The sequence below is a fragment of the Flagellimonas pelagia genome, assembly GCF_003584135.1.
Taxonomy (GTDB): domain Bacteria; phylum Bacteroidota; class Bacteroidia; order Flavobacteriales; family Flavobacteriaceae; genus Flagellimonas; species Flagellimonas pelagia.
Map to the genome: position 1 here is coordinate 187,675 of NZ_QXFI01000025.1, position 19,187 is coordinate 206,861.

A 19,187-nucleotide genomic window follows, 5' to 3' on the forward strand; every position below is an offset into this window, starting at 1 on the left:
CCATGGAAAATTTAATTTCAAACGCTACGGAGATTTTGCTATTGGCTTTTTTGACCATCACCTTTTTACAAAGTGGTATAGACAAAGTCATGGATTGGAAGGGGAACGTGGGCTGGTTGACCGGTCATTTTTCCAAATCGATTTTTAAGGGTGGGGTTCCCTTGCTTTTGGGCATCATCATGGTTTTGGAAATGCTCTCAGGGATTCTTTGCGGGGTCGGCATCTTCCAATTTTCCATTGATGGGGAAAGTTCCATTGGGCTGTATGGGTCCATTCTTTCTGCCGTTACGCTTTTGATGTTATTGCTGGGACAACGTGTGGCCAAGGATTATGACGGCGCCAAAACCATTGTCATCTATTTGATTCCCACAGTTTTTTTGGTGTATTTGATGCAGTGAAGAACGCCCATTTAACCAAATTCAAACAAACCAATTCATGAGCCTTGATAAAAACTTTGATTCCAAATCCATAGATAGTGTATTGGAATCTCAATCCGATATGCGTAGCGGCTATGCAAATGGCGCCTTGGGTGCACTTGTATCGGGAACGGTTTGGCTTGTTTCCGCTGTAGTTGCCCACCAGGTTTCTTCGCAAACTGCTGTTTGGACTTTGTTTTTTGGTGGCATGCTCATACACCCCTTAAGCCTTTTAGTATCCAAACCTTTGGGTATTCCCGGAAAACATTCCAAAGGAAACCCGCTGGGGAATCTGGCCATGGAGGGCACCTTTTTTATGTTGTTGTGCATTCCCTTGGCCCTGCTCCTTTCCCTACAAAACCACGCTTGGTTTTTTCAGGGGATGCTGCTCATTATTGGTGGGCGTTACTTGACTTTTTCCACACTGTACGGCTTAAAAATCTATTGGTTATTGGGCGGACTACTGGGGGTTGCGGCATTCGCTCTCTTTGCCCTAAAAGCTGATGCGGCGCTTTCGGCATTGATCGGATCTACCATTGAAATTGGTTTCGGTATTTTGCTGTTCTTAAAATTCCGGTCCCAAAAGACATAAAAAAACCCATTCGAATGAATGGGCTTGTTTGTTAGCAAGAAGTTTAAAAAACTATTTCTTGTACTTGTCGTTCAAAATCTTCAAGATGGCTTGGGTTAAATCGTTGGCCTCTTCGCCGTACAGCACGGAACCGCCATCGCCCCCACCCAAAATGTAGGTATACCCGTTGGCCTTGCCATATTCCTTGATCTCTTTTTTCACCTTCTTCACCAAAGAATCCATTTCCACTTGGCTGGTGGCCTGTAACTGCTGCTCTTCTTGCTGCAATTGTTGGCCAATATACTGACCGCGTTGCTGCAGCTGGCCATATTCTTCCTGGGCACTTTGTTGTGACATTTTTTGGGCCTTAGCCTGGAACGCCTGTAGTTCCATTTGGAAGGATTGGGAAATACTGTCCCTTTTTTTGGTCATGGCATCGGCTTTTGTTTTAAAACGGGCCTCCACATCCATCTTCTCTTGGTATTCGTCCATCAACTTTACGCTGTCCACAAATCCGATCTTGTTCTGCTGACATGCCATGGCCATAACGGCAAGGGCAAGTATCATAATTTTTTTCATCATTCACTTTTTATAGATGCGCAAAAATAGAAAAGCTTTTGGAATGGTGGTCATTATCTTTTTTGGATTGAAAAATTGATCCAAAAGGAATTATAAGTAAAATTTATAGAAAACCTCCGTTAATATTACACATCCTTATTATATCGGCTTGCAGAAATAAGGGTTTTAAAGCGTTTCTTTTCTTGCCAATAGCTTCGTCCGCATTGATGAAAGATCGCTCAAGAGAGGGGCTTAAACTAGCTGATTTTTCTTTTTAAGGATATAAATGAGCGATGAATGCTCTTTGGTAGAAAGAGCCTTTACGTTGGACCACAAACCAACAAAGAAAGCATTGATCAAATACAGTTTGTTGCCCTTATATTTTTCGGAGAGCATGGAAACATAAAACGCATCGAACCACATCGGCTTGATGGCGGTTACCTCCATTCCATGAGCGTCAAAAAGTTTGGCAATGGATGTTTTGGAAAAATGCCAAAGGTGTCTGGGTACATCATAAGCTGCCCAGTACTTTCCATAATAACTTGCATCATATGATTTGAAATTTGGGACCGCTATCACCAAAACACCATCGTCTTTCAAAAGTGAAGCTATAGTTTTAATCTGGTCATCTAAATTGGGTAAATGTTCCAAAACGTGCCAAAGGGTGATGGTATCAAATTTTTGGTCTATGATATTTTGGATTTCTTGATGAAGAGCAATGCCTTTTTGGGAAGATCGTTGTCTAGCCTTCTCGTTGGGTTCCACACCAACCACCTCAAAACCTCTCGATTTGGCGAAAAGTAGAAAATCGCCGGTACCAGCGCCAATATCCAGTAAAGATTTGGGATTATTTGACTGATTTTCAATTAATTGAATCTTATTTTTGAGGTTTTTCCTCTTTACTACCTGATACATTTTGTCCATCAGGGACTTTTCGGCATCTGTATGGGAAATATAGTCCTCACTTTCGTAATACTTGGAGAGATTCTCTGGTTGTGGTCGGGTAACCAGCATGTCCAATTCTTCATCCTTGAACAACTCAAAGGTTTCTCCCGAAACAGAAAAGTCCTTAGTTTTTAAAAACAACTTCATTATAATTATCTGTGGCCAAATATTCGTTTTTCAGATACCGAAGATAGGGCAAAACTATATCCCTTGAAACAGAACCTTCTTTTAAACAATCTTTCTCCATATCGCTAAAAACTTCCAAAGCGATATACCAATTTCCAGTTCGAGTTGTGTAGACCTCTTCAAAAATAGGGTCCATATCTGCAGCCTGGTCCAAAATGCCATCCACAACAAAAGGAATTAAATTAATCGTCTTTGTCGGAATTTCAACTTCATAAAATGAAAAGAAGTATGTTTCACCTTCTACCTCAAAAGGCACTTGAACATCCACATAATAATCATTAAGCTGAAATTTGGTGTTGATGTAATTATAAAACTCATTAGCATCCTTAGGGTCTTCAAAAACAAAGATTGTTTTTTTGGGTAATCCTCTTTTAAAACTTTTCCCCTTTGTGATTTTGTAATCTTTAATGTTTGGGGCAATCCGTAATGGGATGCAAGAACTTAAAAAAATGAAGGCGAAAGAAACGAGCAGAAACCTTTTCATGATGGCTGGGTTTGAACAAAAGCAAGCACAAAAATTAAGCCATATATGGAGTGAAAAAGAAAATCTTACTTCATGTTCCACGTGGAACAAAACATATCTTATCGGCCCAAATAGACCAACAAAACACTAATGTCTGCTGGAGAAACCCCGCTAATTCGTGATGCCTGGGATATGGTCACAGGGCGAATGGATTCCAATTTTTCCCTTGCCTCGAACGACAATGATTTTAATTGGGAATAGTCAAAATGGTCGGGTATGCGGACATTTTCCAATCGACGCAGTTTGTCCGCATTGTTTTTTTCCTTTTCAATATATCCCGAATACTTCACCAAGATCTCAGCCTGTTCCATCACCTCAGCGTCCAGTTCGTTTTCGGAAACATATCCTGAAACCTCATTCAATTGTAGCATGTGGTCCATGGTCACTTTTGGTCTGGAAAAAACCTTAAAGAGTTTGTCCGATTGACGAACAGTGGCTGAATCCACAGATTCCAGAATCGGATTCATCTCTTCTGGATCGAAACTGGTTTTTCTGAAAAAGTCCACAAACTTTTCGGATTTATCCAGCTTCTCCTCCATTCTACGCATACGCTCCTCTTTGGCCAAACCGATTTCAAATCCTTTGGGTGTAAGTCTCAAATCAGCGTTGTCCTGTCTCAAAAGCGTTCGGTATTCGGCCCTGGAAGTGAACATACGATAGGGCTCTTCTGTCCCTTTTGTGATGAGGTCATCTATCAAAACTCCAATATACGCTTCATCCCTTTTGAGGATAAAAGAATCCTTTTCATTGATCTTTAAATGGGCGTTGATACCCGCCATCAAACCTTGGGAGGCCGCTTCCTCATACCCGGTAGTTCCGTTAATCTGTCCAGCAAAGTATAGGTTGTTCACCAACTTTGTTTCGAGTGTATGCTTGAGCTGTGTGGGAGGAAAATAATCATACTCGATGGCATAACCTGGCCTAAAAAACTTCACGTGTTCAAACCCTTTTACCGATTTCAAGGCATTATACTGAACATCTTCGGGTAATGAAGTAGAGAAGCCATTCACATAAACCTCCACCGTATTCCAGCCTTCTGGCTCCACAAAAATCTGGTGGGAGTCCTTGTCTGCAAATCGGTTGATTTTGTCCTCTATGGACGGGCAATATCGAGGTCCTAAACTTTTGATCCTACCATTGAACATGGGAGAACGATCAAACCCTTCCCGCAAAAGATCATGTACCAATGCACTGGTGTGCGTCATGTGACAATCTCTTTGCTCTTTTAAAACAGGGGTGTTTAAATAGGAAAATTTCTCGGGCTTTGCATCCCCCGGCTGCGGAATCATTTTGGTATAATCCAACGAACGGCCATCTACACGAGGAGGTGTTCCAGTCTTCATCCTGCCGCTATCGAAACCTAATTCAACCAATTGTTCTGTAATTCCTGTAGCTGCTTTTTCCCCTGCTCTTCCCCCGCCAAATTGTTTCTCTCCAATGTGGATCAGGCCATTCAAAAATGTTCCATTGGTCAACACTACAGCCTTTGATCGGATCTCGATCCCTAGACTGGTTCTTACCCCAACAACCTTGTCGCCATCCACCAATATTCCGGAAACCATCTCTTGGTAAAAATCCGCATTGGGGGTGTTCTCCAAAGCCATTCTCCATTCTTCTGCGAAACGCATCCGATCATTCTGGGCCCTTGGACTCCACATGGCGGGGCCTTTACTTTTATTAAGCATCTTAAACTGTATCGCGGATTTATCCGTGACGATTCCACTGTAACCTCCAAGCGCATCAATCTCACGAACAATTTGCCCCTTTGCGATACCTCCCATGGCGGGGTTACAAGACATTTGTCCAATGGTCTGAAGGTTCATGGTAACCAATAAAGTGCTTGACCCCATATTGGCGGCAGCGGCAGTTGCCTCAGCACCGGCATGACCTCCTCCTACTACAATAACATCATATTCCTTCTCAAACATAACTATGGTTCCACGTGGAACATTTTCATTTTTTCTTCCTCCTTCGCGCGCATCATTTTCTTGTCCTCTTCCGACTTATCGCCATATCCCATAAGGTGTAAAACACCATGGCTCATCACCCGCAACAACTCTTCGTGGAAGTCCACCTCAAAACTTTTGGCGTTCTCTTGGACCCTTTCCGTGGAAATAAAAATATCTCCAGAAATAGTCTTTCCGTTGGTATAATCAAATGTGATAATGTCCGTAAACGTATCGTGGTTTAAATACTCTTGGTTGAGTTTCAAAAGATAATCGTCCGTACAAAATATATAGTCGATTTGCCCCTGTAAGAAGTCTTCAGATTCCAATATTCTATTTACCCAATCGGAAAAGTCGGATTTATTCTCCAACAACAAATCAGACCTAAAATGAAACTCAATCATTATTGAAATATACCTTTACTTTCTTTTCAAAATTTTGCCGCAAAGGTAAAGCTTGTCTGTTTAATATTTCAATGTCGTTTTGGTAATCTTTAAATAGCTCGGGTTTTGTAATAATGGGGTTGGCAAAATTAGTTTTGTTGGTTTCGCTTTCCCGTTCCTTTTTCTCGCCTTGTTCCAAGCTGGCATTTTCCAATTTCATCAATTGATGTTGGATGTTATTTGCCTTGCTCATGGTTCTATTCGTAATACCATTTTCTAGAAGATCATTCTCAAAATCTTCCATCTGTTGAATCAACTTTTTGGCGAGATTTTGATCCGACTTCTTAATAATATCACTCAATTGCTCCTCCAACTTTTCCCGAAGAAACTGTTGTTCCTTGTAAATTTCATAAACTTCATTCAGGTTCATTTCCTCAAGACCATTGCCGGTTTGACCCCCTGTAAATCCATTATCACCATTCTGTCCTTCTCCTTGTTCTGTACCTGAACCCTGGGGACCCTTCTCGCCTTGCTGCCCTTTTCCATCATTTCCTTTCTGTTCCCCTTCTTGCTGTGAAGGTTTTCCTTCTTGGCCCGAACCCTGCATTTTATCTTGGATATCTTGCTGCCCTTTGATAATGTCCGGCAACTGGAAATTGGACCCTTGCCCATTACCCTGACTTGGGTTCATGTTTTGTTGCATATTATCTAGAACATTAGCCAAAAAGTCTGCAAGGGAATTGGTGGCATTCATCACATACTGCTGATAAGATGCCCCTTGATAAATTTGGTTTTCGGCAATACTTTCCAGCGATTTATCGATGTTATAATAGACCTCCGTGATCTGTTCATTTACAAATTCGGACAATTCTGCCCTTCTCAAGGACAGGGCAAATAAACTGTCATCCACATGTTCAAATAACCTTCGTAGATTCTGTTGGTCCTTGACCGTTTTGGAAAATTGGGAAATATCTACGTCTGCTGTTTGAAGGTTATCGAACAGGTTCTCTTGTTTGAAAGAAAACGTGACCAAATTATCCAAAATCTGTCGCAACATTTCGGCATCTTCGGAATCCGTTTCGCCACCTCCCATAGAACTTTGCTGCATGGCCTGGCTTAATTCCCGCATCTTCTGTGCTGCTGATTTTTGTTTTTTGGACGTATTATTTCCAGCTTCTTGCTTTTGTGCACTTTGGGAGGATTGATCCATTCCCTGCTGTTTGTTGATTTCCTCCAAAGCATCCTTTTGATCTTCCTTTATATCATCGGTCTTCTTTTTGTCCGTGTCCAACTCCAACGGCTTTTGTAACTTCTGATTATCCTTTTCCAATTCTCGGATGTCCTTCTCCAAAGCATCAAAGTTTTCATTAAGCTTTTTTTGCTCCTTGTCACTAAAATCCTGTCCCAATTTAAGCTCAGAGAGCACCTCTTGCTTCTCGGCTAGTTTCTCTAATTCAATTGCCAACTGCGAAGCCTTTTCAGTAACATAATAGCGTTTGGTCAATTCCAAGATCTGTTCAAGATTTCTGGTATTTTTGCCTTGGTTTTTTCCCAGTTCCTCAAGTCGCTTTTGCAATTCTTCCTTATCTATCTTATCCGCAATTTTGTTGAGTTCTTCCAAAAGCTCAGCGTTCTTCTTGGCCTCCAATTCTTGCCGTTCCAAACGTTCCCGTAACATCTTTTTTAACTCACTATCCTCGCTCCCCTTGTCGATACTCTCACTCAACTCCCTACTGAACTTTTTCATCAGGGCTTCCTGCTGCTCTTGCTTCTTTAAAAAGTTTCTGATTTCCCCCTTGTCCTCAAATGAAAGTGCTTTCTCCTCCTTCTGACTCTCAGTAATTTTAGAGAGCTCTTGCCTTTGTTCCTTAAAAGCTTTCAAGGATTCATTCATCTTGTTCAAAGTAGCATCCTGAAATTCTAACTCTTTGTTTTTCAATTCATTATTATCGTATAGCGTGGCATTGAAAACGGGGCTCTTGGTAACCTTTCCGCCTCTAATACCGTCATTATCAACCACTTCGAAATACAATTTATAACTCCTGCCTTCCTCCAATTGCAGTCCAGATGGAAAAGTGTAATAGAAACGATACACATTGGTATTGGGAGATTCTAAATCCAACCGCTGAATGGCCTTGGCATCATCCGAAGGGTAACACACTAATCGAATCTTGCTTATCCCATAATCATCAGCAGCCTGACCTGTGTAGAAAGATTGGTTAGGATTCAAGGAATCCAAAAATTGTTCCACGTGGACCGTGGCATTGGCATCCTTTACAACATCCAATTGATAACCAAGTTTTTCAAAATTCTTCACATGTACGTTTGAGGTGCTCAACTCGTAGGCAAAATCATTGTACAGCCTACTCTGGTATGTAAAAGAATTTTCGTCTTCGTGAAACTTATAAATAGAATCCTTTGAAGACAGTTGTATGTCTTCTACATTAACTCCCTCTATCTGCCAGGTTACCCGAGTCCCTTCTGGTATCACCGCGTTACCCGTGCCTGTTATCATCTCTGGTGACTTATTCAGGTATTTGGGATACAGCATCTGCATTTTAAAATCCACGAGTGCGGGTGTTGCATAACTTTTAACGGAGTAGCTTCTGGAGTTCCAACCATTGGCCATTAGATAAAATGAGCTTTCCGTCACCGGTGCTTCAAAAGTATAGGTATACTCGCCACCGACTTGCTTCATCAACAATTCCTCACCATTTACTACAATACTCATACTTTCTGGCCGAATGGACCCTTCTGTGGTGGCCCTGATCGTAAGCGGTTCGTTGTCCAAAACTTCCAACTTATCGTTCAAAAGATGAAAAGCAAAAGGTGCCGGCTTTTCATAGGCCAAGTTATAGTGTAACACCCTTTCATGGGAATTGAAGAACGAAACAATGTTACCTGAAATCCAAATAAAAGCAAGAAGCACCACCGGAATCACGACATACTTGGCGTAGGAATAACTTTGTTTAAAATCCACAGCCTGTGCAAAAGGTATAGGCTTCAACCCTCTCGCCCTTTGTTCTATACTGGCCAATAAAAGGTCGGTCTTCTCATTGGAATCCGAGAGTTCCAAAAGGTTCAGCAGCTTATCATCAACGTTAGGAAAATGCTTCCCGATCAATACAGACGCTTCCCTGTTGGTGATTCCACCTCGAATTCGAAACAAATACAAAAGGGGTACAACAATGAACCGATATAATAGGAACAATTCAACCAAAACAAAGAGGATGAACAGGGTCAACCGCCAACCTTGGTTCAACCAAAACAAAAACTCCAAAGATGTTATCGCAATCCAAAAAAGCATGCCGAGGGCCAAGAAAAGTAAACTTCCCTTGATCAATTTCTGGGTGTAGTGCTTTTTGATGAAAGCACTCAATTTGTTCAATATTTCCTCGTAATTGCCCAATTGCTGAATTTATCTACTACCAAAATACCTGATCCTTAACAAATCAGGAGAAAATTTTTGTTAAACCTTAACGAACGACACCCCTAGAATCACTGGAAACGCATCCAACAATCCTTTTCTAATCGTAAAGCGGAGCGTATCTTTGCTTCATAAGCATAATGCCATGAGTGAAAAAGTAAGGGTCCGATTTGCGCCCAGCCCAACGGGGCCATTACACATTGGCGGTCTCCGCACTGCATTGTTCAACTATCTCTTCGCCAAGAAAAACGGCGGTGATTTTCTGTTACGAATCGAGGATACCGATCAAAACCGTTATGTGGAAGGAGCCGAAGAATACATTATCGAAGCCCTGAACTGGTGCGGAATTCCTTTTGATGAAGGACCGGGAAAAGAAGGCAATTTTGGACCCTACCGGCAGAGTGAACGCAAAAACCTGTACAAAGCCTATGCCCTTCAGCTTATCGAAAATGGAAATGCATATTACGCCTTTGATTCTGCTGAAAGCTTGGATTTTCACAGAAAGGACCACGAGGAAAAAGGTAAAACGTTCATTTATAACTGGCATAATAGATTAAAACTTTCTAACTCGCTTTCGCTGTCCAAAGAAGAAGTGGATGCCAAATTGGGAGCGGGTGAAGATTATGTCATCCGTTTTAAGTCGCCACAGGATGAACAGCTGATCTTGAACGATATCATTCGGGGTGAGATAACCATCGACACCAACATTTTGGACGATAAAGTCTTGTTCAAAAGTGATGGCATGCCCACATACCATTTGGCCAACATTGTGGACGATCATTTGATGAAAATTACCCACGTAATCCGTGGTGAAGAATGGTTGCCCTCTTTGGCATTGCACCAATTGCTCTACCAAGCCTTTGGATGGGATGCGCCGAAATTTGCGCATTTACCCCTTATCATGAAACCTGTTGGAAAAGGGAAATTGAGCAAACGCGATGGAGAAAAAGGAGGTTTCCCTGTGTTTCCTCTTTCTTGGAATGAATCAACGGGCTACCGCGAAGCTGGTTTCTTCCCAGAGGCGGTGGTCAATTTTTTGGCCCTATTGGGCTGGAACCCAGGAACGGAACAGGAAATATTCTCCCTAGATGAACTGGTACAGATTTTCAGTTTGGAACGCGTGAACAAATCCGGGGCAAGGTTCGACCCAGAAAAAAACAATTGGTATAATCAGCAATGGCTCCAGAGAAAAACCGATGATGAATTGGCTGAAATATTTATCAAAGACTTACAGGAGAGACAAATTAAAGTCGACTTTGCAAAGGTGAAACGGGTGGTTTCCCAGATCAAGGAAAGAGCTGTTTTTGTTTCCGATTTCTGGAATTTAAGTGATTACTTTTTTCAGAGGCCGACCAACTATGAGGAAAAAGCGGTAAAAAAACAGTGGAAAGAAGACACGCCCCAAATCATGGAGGAAGTTTTGGAAATACTGTCCGGCATTACAGAATTTGAATCTTCCAATATTGAGACCCTAGTAAAGGAATGGATTTCCAAAAAAGAACTCTCCTTTGGAAAAGTAATGCCCCCATTACGTCTTATCATTGTCGGTGACATGAAAGGACCCCATTTGTTCGACATCTTGGAACTGATTGGAAAAGAAGAAAGCATACAGCGGATCAAAACCGCCATTACGACCTTATCCAATTGACGGATCTGTAACAAAACTTGATGGATGGCGACCTATGGTGTACAAGAGTTTCGTAAATTCCATTTCTAACATAAAAATCTAAACACTATGGGCAATTATTTCATAATACCTATCGTATTTTTTGCGCTTGTAATTTTTTTCAAGTTCTTCTTTATCGTAAAGCAACAAACCGCAGTCATCATAGAACGGTTTGGTAAGTTCCATAGCATTCGCCACTCAGGGCTACAGATGAAAATTCCGTTAGTGGACCGAATCGTGACCCGAGTAGGTTTGAAAATTCAACAGCTAGACGTTATTGTGGAAACCAAAACGCTTGACGATGTATTCGTGAAATTGAAAGTTTCAGTTCAATATGTGGTCATCAAGGATAAAGTATATGAGGCGTTCTACAAACTGGAATATCCCCATGATCAGATCACTTCCTACGTATTCGATGTGGTCCGTGCGGAAGTGCCCAAAATGAAATTGGACGACGTCTTCGTGAAAAAAGATGACATCGCCATTGCAGTAAAGGCTGAATTGCAAGATGCCATGTTGGAATACGGATATGATATCATCAAAACATTGGTGACCGATATCGATCCAGATGCCCAGGTAAAAGCAGCCATGAACCGTATCAATGCTGCTGAACGTGAAAAAATCGCCGCCCAGTTTGAAGGAGATGCCCAACGGATCCTGATTGTGGAAAAAGCGAAGGCCGAAGCCGAAAGCAAAAGATTGCAAGGTCAAGGTATTGCCGATCAGCGTAGGGAAATTGCAAGAGGATTGGAAGAATCCGTGGAAGTATTGAACAAGGTGGGCATCAACTCACAAGAGGCTTCCGCTTTGATCGTGGTGACCCAACATTATGACACCCTACAGGCCATTGGCGAGGAGACCAATACCAACTTGATTTTGTTGCCCAACTCCCCACAGGCCGGTAGCGACATGCTGAACAATATGGTGGCTTCCTTCACGGCGAGCAACCAAATTGGGGAAGCTATGAAAAAGCAAAACAACAAGAAGAACAACGATTAAACTGTTCATAACCATAAAAAAAGGCTCCCATGTGGAGCCTTTTCTGTTTTTAAGATATTGGTCTAACCAATCTTTTTCAGAATTTTCTTGGCAACTATTGAAATGGCCACCTTTTGAATAATGGGTGTCAGCCCTCCTAAAATATTCACGGGATAAAGTTCCTTCTTGGTGTTTTGAAGCGCCAATTTCAATTGTTCCTCGTCTATCTGTCTTTCCAACTTCAAGATTTTAAGATCTTGATCTATGGCCTCAAAGGATGTATATTGCTTTTGTATCATAGTTCATCAAAATAAAATTTAGAAAACTTCTCCAGTAGCGGTCTTTCCAACCTTTGTCTGAAGACGAATATGATTATACCTATCAGTACATAAAATCCTCCGACCAACAAAAATCCCAAGGCGTTGCTATCCAGTGAGCTTCCGATCCAAAAAGCAGCGCTTATCGAAAGGAACAAAAGGGCCATGGCCACCATTGATCCAATCAGGATGACCTTGGCGCCCATGGTAATACCCTGCATCATGGACTTGAAGCTTTTCAACCTATAAAAGTCGATGCTGTTGTTTACATAGGACTTGGCACTATGTTCCGCTTCGGAAAACTGCTCTTTGATGTCCTCGAAAGCCATGTACTATTTTTGAAGTTCTGCGTTCTTCTCTCTCAAGTCTTCCAACTTTCTTTCCAAAGCCACAATAATATCATCGGCCTTGTAACTCATGTTGGAAAGCGTGTCCTCCAATTTTTCCTCGAACTCCATTTTTTTGGCTTCAGCTGTTTTATGGAATTCGTTCTTGGCATTGGATATGGTATCGGCCAAATCATTTTTTGCCTTTACGGCACTTTTCTTTATTTTCTTCCTGGTTTTGGTTCCCTTATCGGGAGCATAAAGAATTCCAACTCCGGCTCCTACAATGGCACCGGTCAATAATGCTGTTAAAATGTTTCCTGTATCATTAGACATAATTTCTAGGTTTTAAGATTAAACTTTAGTGAAGTATCCATCGAACGTCATATCATCTTTCAAAATCATACCGTCCCATCGATACAATGCTAAGGTACCCCAGTAAAAAGGGGAAGCTTGATGCAATCCATATAAAGATTGACTCTTACGATGAAAAAAGGGAAATAAGAGGGTTTTATGGGGTTTTATCCCGGTGGCTGGTCAATTGGGTTGCCCAAATAAAAAAGGGCGCCAAAAAGCGCCCAATTGATTCGTTTTCCATAAAATAAACTGATTGTTATTTTTTATTCAATAGGAGATGGCTATACTAGTCTTTTTGTTCCAATTTCGCCCAAGTGTCCCTTAAAGTAACCGTTCGGTTAAAAACCATTTTTTCTTTGGTCGAGTCCTTGTCCACATTAAAATATCCCATGCGTTGAAACTGGAACTGATCACCAACTTGGGCATCCTTTAAACTAGGTTCCAAATAGCCAGTAATTTTTTCCAAGGAATCAGGATTCACAAAATCCATGAAATCTTTGTCCTTGTGTCCATCTGGTGTGGGATCCGTAAACAGTCGATCGTAAAGTCTTACTTCTGCGGTCATCGCATGTGGTATGGAAACCCAATGCAGGGTACCCTTCACTTTTCGAAGGCTTTCTTCTGTACCGGAACCGCTCTTACTTTTGGGGTCATAGGTGCATTGTACTTCTATCACATTGCCCTCGCTGTCCTTGGTGCAGCTATTGGCTTGGATGATGTAACCGTTCTTCAAACGAACTTCTCCACCGAGTTTTAACCTAAAGAACTTTCTGTTGGCATCTTCCCTAAAATCCTCTTGTTCAATATATAACTCTCGAGAAAAAGGAACTTTCCGAAAGCCTGCCGATTCATCCTCGGGATTATTTTCAGCATCAAGCCATTCTTCTTTCCCTTCCTCATAATTGGTGATGACCAGTTTTAAAGGATTGAGTACGGCCATGACCCGTGGCGCGATTTTGTTCAAATGTTCCCTGACATGGAATTCCAACAAGGAAACATCCACCACGTTCTCGCGTTTGGCAATACCAATGGTGTTCGCAAAATTCTTGATGGATTCCGGGGTGTAGCCCCTTCTTCTCAAACCTGAAATGGTAGGCATTCTGGGATCGTCCCAACCAGCCACCACACCGCTGGTCACCAATTGCAGCAACTTTCGCTTGCTCACCACCGTATGGCTTAAATTCCGACGGGCAAATTCACGTTGTTTTGGGCGTAGTTTATCAGCAGATACCAATTGGTCCAAAAACCAATCATATAGTTCTCTATGTGGTAAAAACTCCAGTGTACAAAGGGAATGCGACACCTGTTCGATATAATCGCTCTCCCCGTGGGTCCAATCGTACATAGGATAAATACACCAATCGGTATTTGTTCTGTGGTGGGCTTTGTGCAATATGCGGTACATGACGGGGTCGCGCATCAACATATTGGAAGAGGCCATATTGATCTTGGCCCGAAGCACGTGCTCTCCCTCCTTGAATTCCCCATTTTTCATCCCTTCGAACAGCTTCAGGTTTTCCTCCACGGAACGATCTCGGTAAGGGCTGGGCTTTCCGGGCTCCGTTGGTGTCCCTTTCTGGCTTGCGATCTCTTCCGAAGTCTGACTGTCCACATACGCTTTGCCTTGCTTTATCAACTCCACGGCCCAGTCGTACAACTGCTGAAAATAGTCGGATGCATAGCATTCCGTATCCCATTCATAACCAAGCCAAGCGACATCTTTTTTTATGGCCTCCACATACTCCTTTTCCTCCTTTGCAGGATTCGTGTCGTCAAAGCGAAGATTGACAGGGGCATTATACTTCAATCCCAACCCAAAATTGAGGCAAATGGAACTTGCGTGCCCAATGTGAAGATACCCATTTGGTTCGGGGGGGAAACGGAATCTCAATTGGTCCGATCCATACCCGGTTTTCAGGTCTTCCTCAATGATGTGTTCTATAAAATTCAGCGATTTAACTTCTTCCGCCATACCCAAAATTTGAAGCGCAAATGTAGCAAAATCAACCATTCCTAGCTATTATTTGCACTTTTGTGTATACAAAGTACGCGATTTCACAACACTTTTTCTGTCCCCTACAACAATATCTTTCTGTTCGACGAAATTAACAACATATTTGTTATTGGAATACTATATGAAATCGAGGCGCTTGAGAACCGCCACGAAGAACAAACACATTTAAGGGGCACAAACTAACAGGGCATTATTGCCCATAACCTCTTAAAAACTAACGGTGATGAAGAAAAGAAGTTCAACCTATGGTATTCCGTTCTTGGCCTTGGCCCTTATGCTCCTTTTTGCCTCTGGAGCAAGTGCCCAGGTACTGAACAAACCTACTGCCGCGGACAACCCCAACCTTGCGGGAAATTCGGCTTGGACAGCTGCCTGTGCCTCAGCAAGCTTTAACGAATACTTTGTCAACTTTACCTGGAGTCCTCCCTTGGTGGCCTCTAACAACGAGTTCATCCTAGAGCTATCGGATGCCAATGGCTACTTTAGCAACCCTGTTGAGCTGGATCGGGTAAGTGATAAGAACACGGTTTTTGATTTCGAATTCCAGTTTGCCCTGCCTACGGACATTCGTGGTGAAAACTTTAAGTTCAGGGTCAGGAGTACCAATCCTGCCAAGACAAGCCCTGCATCGGATGCCTTTTCGATGTACTTTATCGACTATAACTCACCATTGCTGATCAGCCAAAATGGAAGCGGTACCATTCCGTCGGGTGGAATCATCCAAATATGCGGAGGAGGTTCCGTGACCCTAAAACCCCATAACATACCCAATGCGAACACCTATCTGTACAACTGGTACCGCAGTGGAACACTCTTGGCGGAAAAATCGGAAAGCATCACCGTGTCCGAGCCCGGAATGTACTACGTGGAACTGGATTATGGGTCCGTGTGTTCAGGTTCCGCCAACACATTGTCCAATACCATTGAGATAAGTACAGGAACCAGCGCGGGTATTGCCATTACAGGTGATAGCGCCATAGCGGTTTGCCCAGGCTCCTCCCAAATACTGGAGGCCAACATCACTGGAATGGGCTATTCGTATACTTGGTATAAAGACGGTTCAAAAATTAGCGGCCCCACAGTTGAGGGAAGCACATATACCGTAAACGCCACTACTGCTGGTTTTGAAGGTTCCTATACAGTAGAAATCAGCGGAAGCGGTGTCTGTGTGGAACAATCTGCTCCTGTAACCATTACCAGTGCAAGTGATTTTGAGGTGGCCCTTCAAAGTGCGGAAAATATTGTTTTGTTGCCATCGCAAACCAAAACATTGTCCGTTACCACTACTGCTTCCTCACCAACCTATCAATGGTTTAAAGATGGTGTTGCCGTAACCAACGCAACAAACAGCTCGTTGGTTATCAATGGAATAGGAGAGTATTATGCAGAAGTGACCGAAAACGGAGGTCCTTGTGCCTCGGCTCCAAAAACCTCGGCTGTTACCACTGTGGTTGCTCCCGATTCCTTTGAGTTCGTTGTTGATTTTGTAGGCACGTATTCATCCTGTGAAAACACCGATGCTACCTTGAGCCTTACCACCATCAATGCGGTAAGCGACAACGGGGCAAAGACCGATGTAACCTCTGATCTACAATCATCCTTTGCTTATCAATGGAAATTGAACGGTGCCAATATTACTGGTGAAACGGCAAAAACCATTACGGTTTCTGACCAAGCCAAAAATGGAACATATAAGTTAACCGGAACCATTGATGCTTTCAATGCCGGTTCCAACAACCTTGAAGTGAAACTGGCCTCTAGCCAAACTTTACAGATTACCGCTAATGGTACCGTGTATTGTGAAGGTGGGGATACTATTGTACTGGAAAGCTCAATGGACCTTAGTAACGAAACCTTCGAATGGAAAAAAGACGGTGCCTTGGTAAACAGTTCAACAGCTAGCCTAACCGTGGGTCAACCTGGTGTATATCAATTAGTTGTTTCCACAAACGATTGCCCAATTGTTTCCAACCAAGTGACCATCGTTCCGTTTGATGCTTCCCTGCTTGTTCTGGACAAACCCAGCGACCTCATCATCATAGAAGGGGAGACCGGGACCATTACGGCAAGTGGTGCAGATTCCTACGAATGGTACGATGCTGGAAACAATCTGATATCAACACAAAACTCCTATGGCTTCCAAGAAGAAGGCGAATACCTTTTGGTGGCCAGTTTTGGTACTTGTACTGTAAGCAAAGTCATCACTGTAACATTTAGGGATATGTTCGCCATACCCAACGTGATTACGGCAAACGGTGACGGTATCAACGATCTATGGATATTGCCCAACACATATTCAAGAGACCCCAACGTTCTCGTTACCATTTTTAACGAAAGGGGAGAACAGGTATTTAGCCAAGCCGGCTATGAGAACAACTGGCCACAATCCACCACAACCTTCAATAAACAAAGTATGATCTTCTACTACAAGATCACAAGAGGTGGAAAAAGCCTGAAACAAGGAACCATCACTGTTATCAAATAAACAGCAATGCAAACCAAAAAACCTCTACTACTTACATTCATCTTGCTACTTGTCTTCTCCGGAATGCGCGGACAAGAAGAGGATCCTTATGTGCCCTATAATGTCCCTTCCCAAAACTTGTTGAAATTCAACAGGTTCTTGATCAACCCGACGTTTTCCACGGTTCGTGAGGACAAGTCCTATATCAATTTGTTCCACAGGAACCAATCGGTATCTTTTGATGACAACAATCAAGTCTACTTCTTAAGCTATAGTGGTAGGGTAAGTGATAGAAGTGGTGTAGGGGTAAGCCTTTTTACCAACAGGGAAGGGGTTTTCAACAACTTTGGTGTACATGCCAACTATGCCTACGGGGTACGTTTAAGCCCTAAAAGCACTTTCACTTTCGGTGCCAACGTAAGCTATTACCAAAGCGCCCTTAACCAAAACCGTGTCAACTCCGTTGATGTGGATCCCTACCTAAGTACGCTGGAAGGCAGTTCTTTGGTGAGCTTTCAACCCGGTTTTAATTTCTCGTTTGGGAATTTTGATGTCGGTGGTTTTGCCGAAAACCTGTTTGATTACAACCTAAAAACCAGTGAATCGGTAACCGATTTTACAGAAAAAACCTATTCTGGGCACCTACAATATACCCATCAGTTTAAAAATGGTGCGGGCATTATGGAAAAAGCCCGTTTAATGCCTTTGGCCAGGGTGAGAAAAGTGGGCGACCAGAACTTGGTGCTCGGAGGAAACCTTATTCTTGACCTTCCCAAATTGGGTTGGGTACAGGCCGGATATGATGATTATTACGGTGCTTCTGCAGGACTTGGTTTCAACCTGACCAAGAATATCTCCTTGGGCTACACCGTGGAGAAGGGGCTGAGCAATGACTTTGAAAACTTTGGAGTTACCCATGAAATTTCACTGGCCTATTCCTTCACCCCTAACCTTACAGAGGACCGCGTAATGCTTGAAAAAGACAATGAGGACTTGGTTTCCAACGAAGAAGAGGTTCCCCAGGACAGCCTCAACATTACCGACAAAGATCTGGAAATTGCCCAACTGAAGGACAAATTGGCCGAAAACGATGCCATTTTGGATGAACTTCTGATGCGTCAGGATTCCTTGGAGACCAACAGAAGGCAAGACTTGGAAAAGCGTTTTGAAACCGTTATGAAAATGGTGCAACGCGAGACCAGGGGACAGAACCCGGCCTTGGAAGAAAAAGCCAAAGAGGTCTATTTCGCCAACATGGACAGTACGGATGTGGTGACCAGAAAAACCCAGCCCTTGTCCAATCACGGTTTGACCAATAGCACTTCCACCAAAAAAGTCATCAAAATAAACGAAAACAAGAACAACGGCCGCTTGGCACAAACCCCCATCAACAAAGACAATACATACAGGGCCACCGCAAGCAAAAGTAACAGGGTCTATTTCAAATCGCATAGCGTTCCCAATGTGGAAAGTGGACATTATTTGATTGCCAATGTGTTCAAGGATCCACACAATGTGGATCAGTTCGTGGAAAAACTTAGGGCACAAGGCTTGGACGCAGATTACTTCCAAAATCCAAAGAATGGTCTTAACTACGTTTATATCGGCGATTTTGAAAACAAAAAAGAAGCTTTGAATGCCTATCGTTCCAAAATGGATGGCAAATACCAAGGAGATGCCTGGATCATGAACGTTAACGGCGGTACCGATGCTAGCGTTGATGGATTGAGCACCGCCGTAGCCAACAATAATAACTCAAAATACGGAAACACATTTTTGTCCAAAAATGTGGCAAATACCGTATTGGGCCACGGAAAAATGAATATGGCGGTGAAGACGGCCTCCATTGATGGGCTTCCTTCTGGCTTTTATATCATAGCCAGTGTATTTGAAAGCTCCTCTAATGCTAGATATTTTGTAAAAGAACTGAATTCCAGAGGGTTAAATGCAAGCTATTTTGTTAATCCCAATGATGGTCTGCGCTATGTATACCTTAAAAAACATGAAACTTGGGGCAACGCCCTAACCTCATACTACTCCAAACTAAACGCCTCGTATGAAGACGACATGTGGATCATGCGAGTAAAACCAAACACAACCGCATAGAACC

The 19,187-nt window shown here is 42.7% G+C and carries 16 protein-coding genes; 6 read left to right on the forward strand and 10 right to left on the reverse strand.

Going from position 1 to position 19,187, the window contains the following annotated elements; translation table 11 throughout:
• Positions 1-2 precede the first annotated feature (2 nt).
• On the forward strand, positions 3-398 hold the full coding sequence (locus tag D2V05_RS09765; RefSeq protein ID WP_119639206.1) for a DoxX family protein: 396 nt from the start codon (positions 3-5) through the stop codon (positions 396-398).
• 37 nt (positions 399-435) lie between these two features.
• Entirely contained in the window at positions 436-1,008 is a 573-nt protein-coding gene (locus D2V05_RS09770; protein WP_119647401.1) for a DUF7010 family protein, read from the forward strand.
• A gap of 51 nt (positions 1,009-1,059) precedes the next feature.
• Here the strand turns inward: D2V05_RS09770 and D2V05_RS09775 are convergent, their stop codons facing one another.
• The 6 genes from D2V05_RS09775 to D2V05_RS09800 all read right to left on the reverse strand — a co-directional run bounded on the left by D2V05_RS09775 (position 1,060) and on the right by D2V05_RS09800 (position 8,937).
• The gene (locus D2V05_RS09775; protein ID WP_119647466.1) at positions 1,060-1,566 is read right to left on the reverse strand and encodes an OmpH/Skp family outer membrane protein; all 507 of its coding nucleotides are present in this window, start codon (positions 1,564-1,566) and stop codon (positions 1,060-1,062) included.
• 231 nt (positions 1,567-1,797) lie between these two features.
• Positions 1,798-2,637, reverse strand: a complete 840-nt coding sequence (locus tag D2V05_RS09780) for a class I SAM-dependent methyltransferase (protein ID WP_119647402.1) — start codon at positions 2,635-2,637, stop codon at positions 1,798-1,800.
• The gene (locus D2V05_RS09785; protein ID WP_147378265.1) at positions 2,615-3,241 is read right to left on the reverse strand and encodes a hypothetical protein; all 627 of its coding nucleotides are present in this window, start codon (positions 3,239-3,241) and stop codon (positions 2,615-2,617) included. The genes D2V05_RS09780 and D2V05_RS09785 overlap by 23 nt, the downstream gene beginning before the upstream one ends.
• 17 nt (positions 3,242-3,258) lie before the next feature.
• Entirely contained in the window at positions 3,259-5,127 is a 1,869-nt protein-coding gene (gene mnmG, locus D2V05_RS09790) for a tRNA uridine-5-carboxymethylaminomethyl(34) synthesis enzyme MnmG (protein WP_119647404.1), read from the reverse strand.
• Positions 5,128-5,129: 2 nt separating this feature from the next.
• Positions 5,130-5,549, reverse strand: coding sequence for an rRNA maturation RNase YbeY (gene ybeY / locus D2V05_RS09795; protein ID WP_119647405.1), 420 nt, complete (start codon positions 5,547-5,549; stop codon positions 5,130-5,132).
• Positions 5,542-8,937, reverse strand: coding sequence for a hypothetical protein (locus tag D2V05_RS09800; protein ID WP_119647406.1), 3,396 nt, complete (start codon positions 8,935-8,937; stop codon positions 5,542-5,544). Before D2V05_RS09800 ends, ybeY begins: the two co-directional genes overlap by 8 nt.
• Positions 8,938-9,100: 163 nt before the next feature.
• On the opposite strand from D2V05_RS09800, the gene gltX reads away from it, so the two are divergent.
• Together gltX and D2V05_RS09810 are read left to right on the forward strand one after the other, a co-directional pair.
• Complete coding sequence (gltX, locus tag D2V05_RS09805) at positions 9,101-10,603, forward strand: glutamate--tRNA ligase (protein ID WP_119647407.1); 1,503 nt, start codon at positions 9,101-9,103, stop codon at positions 10,601-10,603.
• Between the two features lie 87 nt (positions 10,604-10,690).
• Positions 10,691-11,620 carry an SPFH domain-containing protein gene (locus D2V05_RS09810; protein ID WP_119647408.1) on the forward strand — a complete coding sequence of 310 codons (930 nt, stop codon included), beginning with the start codon at positions 10,691-10,693 and terminating at the stop codon, positions 11,618-11,620.
• 62 nt (positions 11,621-11,682) lie between these two features.
• Here D2V05_RS09810 and D2V05_RS09815 read toward each other — a convergent pair whose 3' ends face one another.
• The 4 genes from D2V05_RS09815 to D2V05_RS09835 all read right to left on the reverse strand — a co-directional run bounded on the left by D2V05_RS09815 (position 11,683) and on the right by D2V05_RS09835 (position 14,571).
• On the reverse strand, positions 11,683-11,898 hold the full coding sequence (locus tag D2V05_RS09815; protein WP_119639217.1) for a DUF6327 family protein: 216 nt from the start codon (positions 11,896-11,898) through the stop codon (positions 11,683-11,685).
• Positions 11,895-12,245 (reverse strand): DUF5656 family protein, encoded by a 351-nt coding sequence (locus D2V05_RS09820; protein ID WP_119639218.1) that lies wholly within the window; start codon positions 12,243-12,245, stop codon positions 11,895-11,897. Before D2V05_RS09820 ends, D2V05_RS09815 begins: the two co-directional genes overlap by 4 nt.
• 3 nt (positions 12,246-12,248) lie before the next feature.
• Positions 12,249-12,578, reverse strand: a complete 330-nt coding sequence (locus D2V05_RS09825) for a YtxH domain-containing protein (protein WP_119639219.1) — start codon at positions 12,576-12,578, stop codon at positions 12,249-12,251.
• Positions 12,579-12,885: 307 nt separating this feature from the next.
• Entirely contained in the window at positions 12,886-14,571 is a 1,686-nt protein-coding gene (locus D2V05_RS09835) for a glutamine--tRNA ligase/YqeY domain fusion protein (protein WP_119647467.1), read from the reverse strand.
• 265 nt (positions 14,572-14,836) lie between these two features.
• On the opposite strand from D2V05_RS09835, the gene D2V05_RS09840 reads away from it, so the two are divergent.
• Positions 14,837-17,098, forward strand: a complete 2,262-nt coding sequence (locus tag D2V05_RS09840) for a T9SS type B sorting domain-containing protein (protein WP_119647410.1) — start codon at positions 14,837-14,839, stop codon at positions 17,096-17,098.
• A gap of 6 nt (positions 17,099-17,104) precedes the next feature.
• Positions 17,105-19,183 (forward strand): PorP/SprF family type IX secretion system membrane protein, encoded by a 2,079-nt coding sequence (locus D2V05_RS09845; RefSeq protein WP_119647411.1) that lies wholly within the window; start codon positions 17,105-17,107, stop codon positions 19,181-19,183.
• The last annotated feature ends 4 nt before the right edge of the window (positions 19,184-19,187 follow it).

Excerpts from the sequence above, each read along its gene's own strand:
- D2V05_RS09825 (WP_119639219.1), bottom strand. The coding sequence starts at position 12,578 with ATGTCTAATGATACAGGAAACATTTTAACAGCATTATTGACCGGTGCC.
- D2V05_RS09835 (WP_119647467.1), bottom strand. The coding sequence starts at position 14,571 with ATGGCGGAAGAAGTTAAATCGCTGAATTTTATAGAACACATCATTGAG.
- D2V05_RS09815 (WP_119639217.1), bottom strand. The coding sequence starts at position 11,898 with ATGATACAAAAGCAATATACATCCTTTGAGGCCATAGATCAAGATCTT.
- D2V05_RS09780 (WP_119647402.1), bottom strand. The coding sequence starts at position 2,637 with ATGAAGTTGTTTTTAAAAACTAAGGACTTTTCTGTTTCGGGAGAAACC.
- gltX (WP_119647407.1), top strand. The coding sequence starts at position 9,101 with ATGAGTGAAAAAGTAAGGGTCCGATTTGCGCCCAGCCCAACGGGGCCA.
- D2V05_RS09845 (WP_119647411.1), top strand. The coding sequence starts at position 17,105 with ATGCAAACCAAAAAACCTCTACTACTTACATTCATCTTGCTACTTGTC.
- D2V05_RS09765 (WP_119639206.1), top strand. The coding sequence starts at position 3 with ATGGAAAATTTAATTTCAAACGCTACGGAGATTTTGCTATTGGCTTTT.
- D2V05_RS09810 (WP_119647408.1), top strand. The coding sequence starts at position 10,691 with ATGGGCAATTATTTCATAATACCTATCGTATTTTTTGCGCTTGTAATT.
- D2V05_RS09775 (WP_119647466.1), bottom strand. The coding sequence starts at position 1,566 with ATGAAAAAAATTATGATACTTGCCCTTGCCGTTATGGCCATGGCATGT.
- ybeY (WP_119647405.1), bottom strand. The coding sequence starts at position 5,549 with ATGATTGAGTTTCATTTTAGGTCTGATTTGTTGTTGGAGAATAAATCC.
- D2V05_RS09840 (WP_119647410.1), top strand. The coding sequence starts at position 14,837 with ATGAAGAAAAGAAGTTCAACCTATGGTATTCCGTTCTTGGCCTTGGCC.
- mnmG (WP_119647404.1), bottom strand. The coding sequence starts at position 5,127 with ATGTTTGAGAAGGAATATGATGTTATTGTAGTAGGAGGAGGTCATGCC.
- D2V05_RS09770 (WP_119647401.1), top strand. The coding sequence starts at position 436 with ATGAGCCTTGATAAAAACTTTGATTCCAAATCCATAGATAGTGTATTG.
- D2V05_RS09820 (WP_119639218.1), bottom strand. The coding sequence starts at position 12,245 with ATGGCTTTCGAGGACATCAAAGAGCAGTTTTCCGAAGCGGAACATAGT.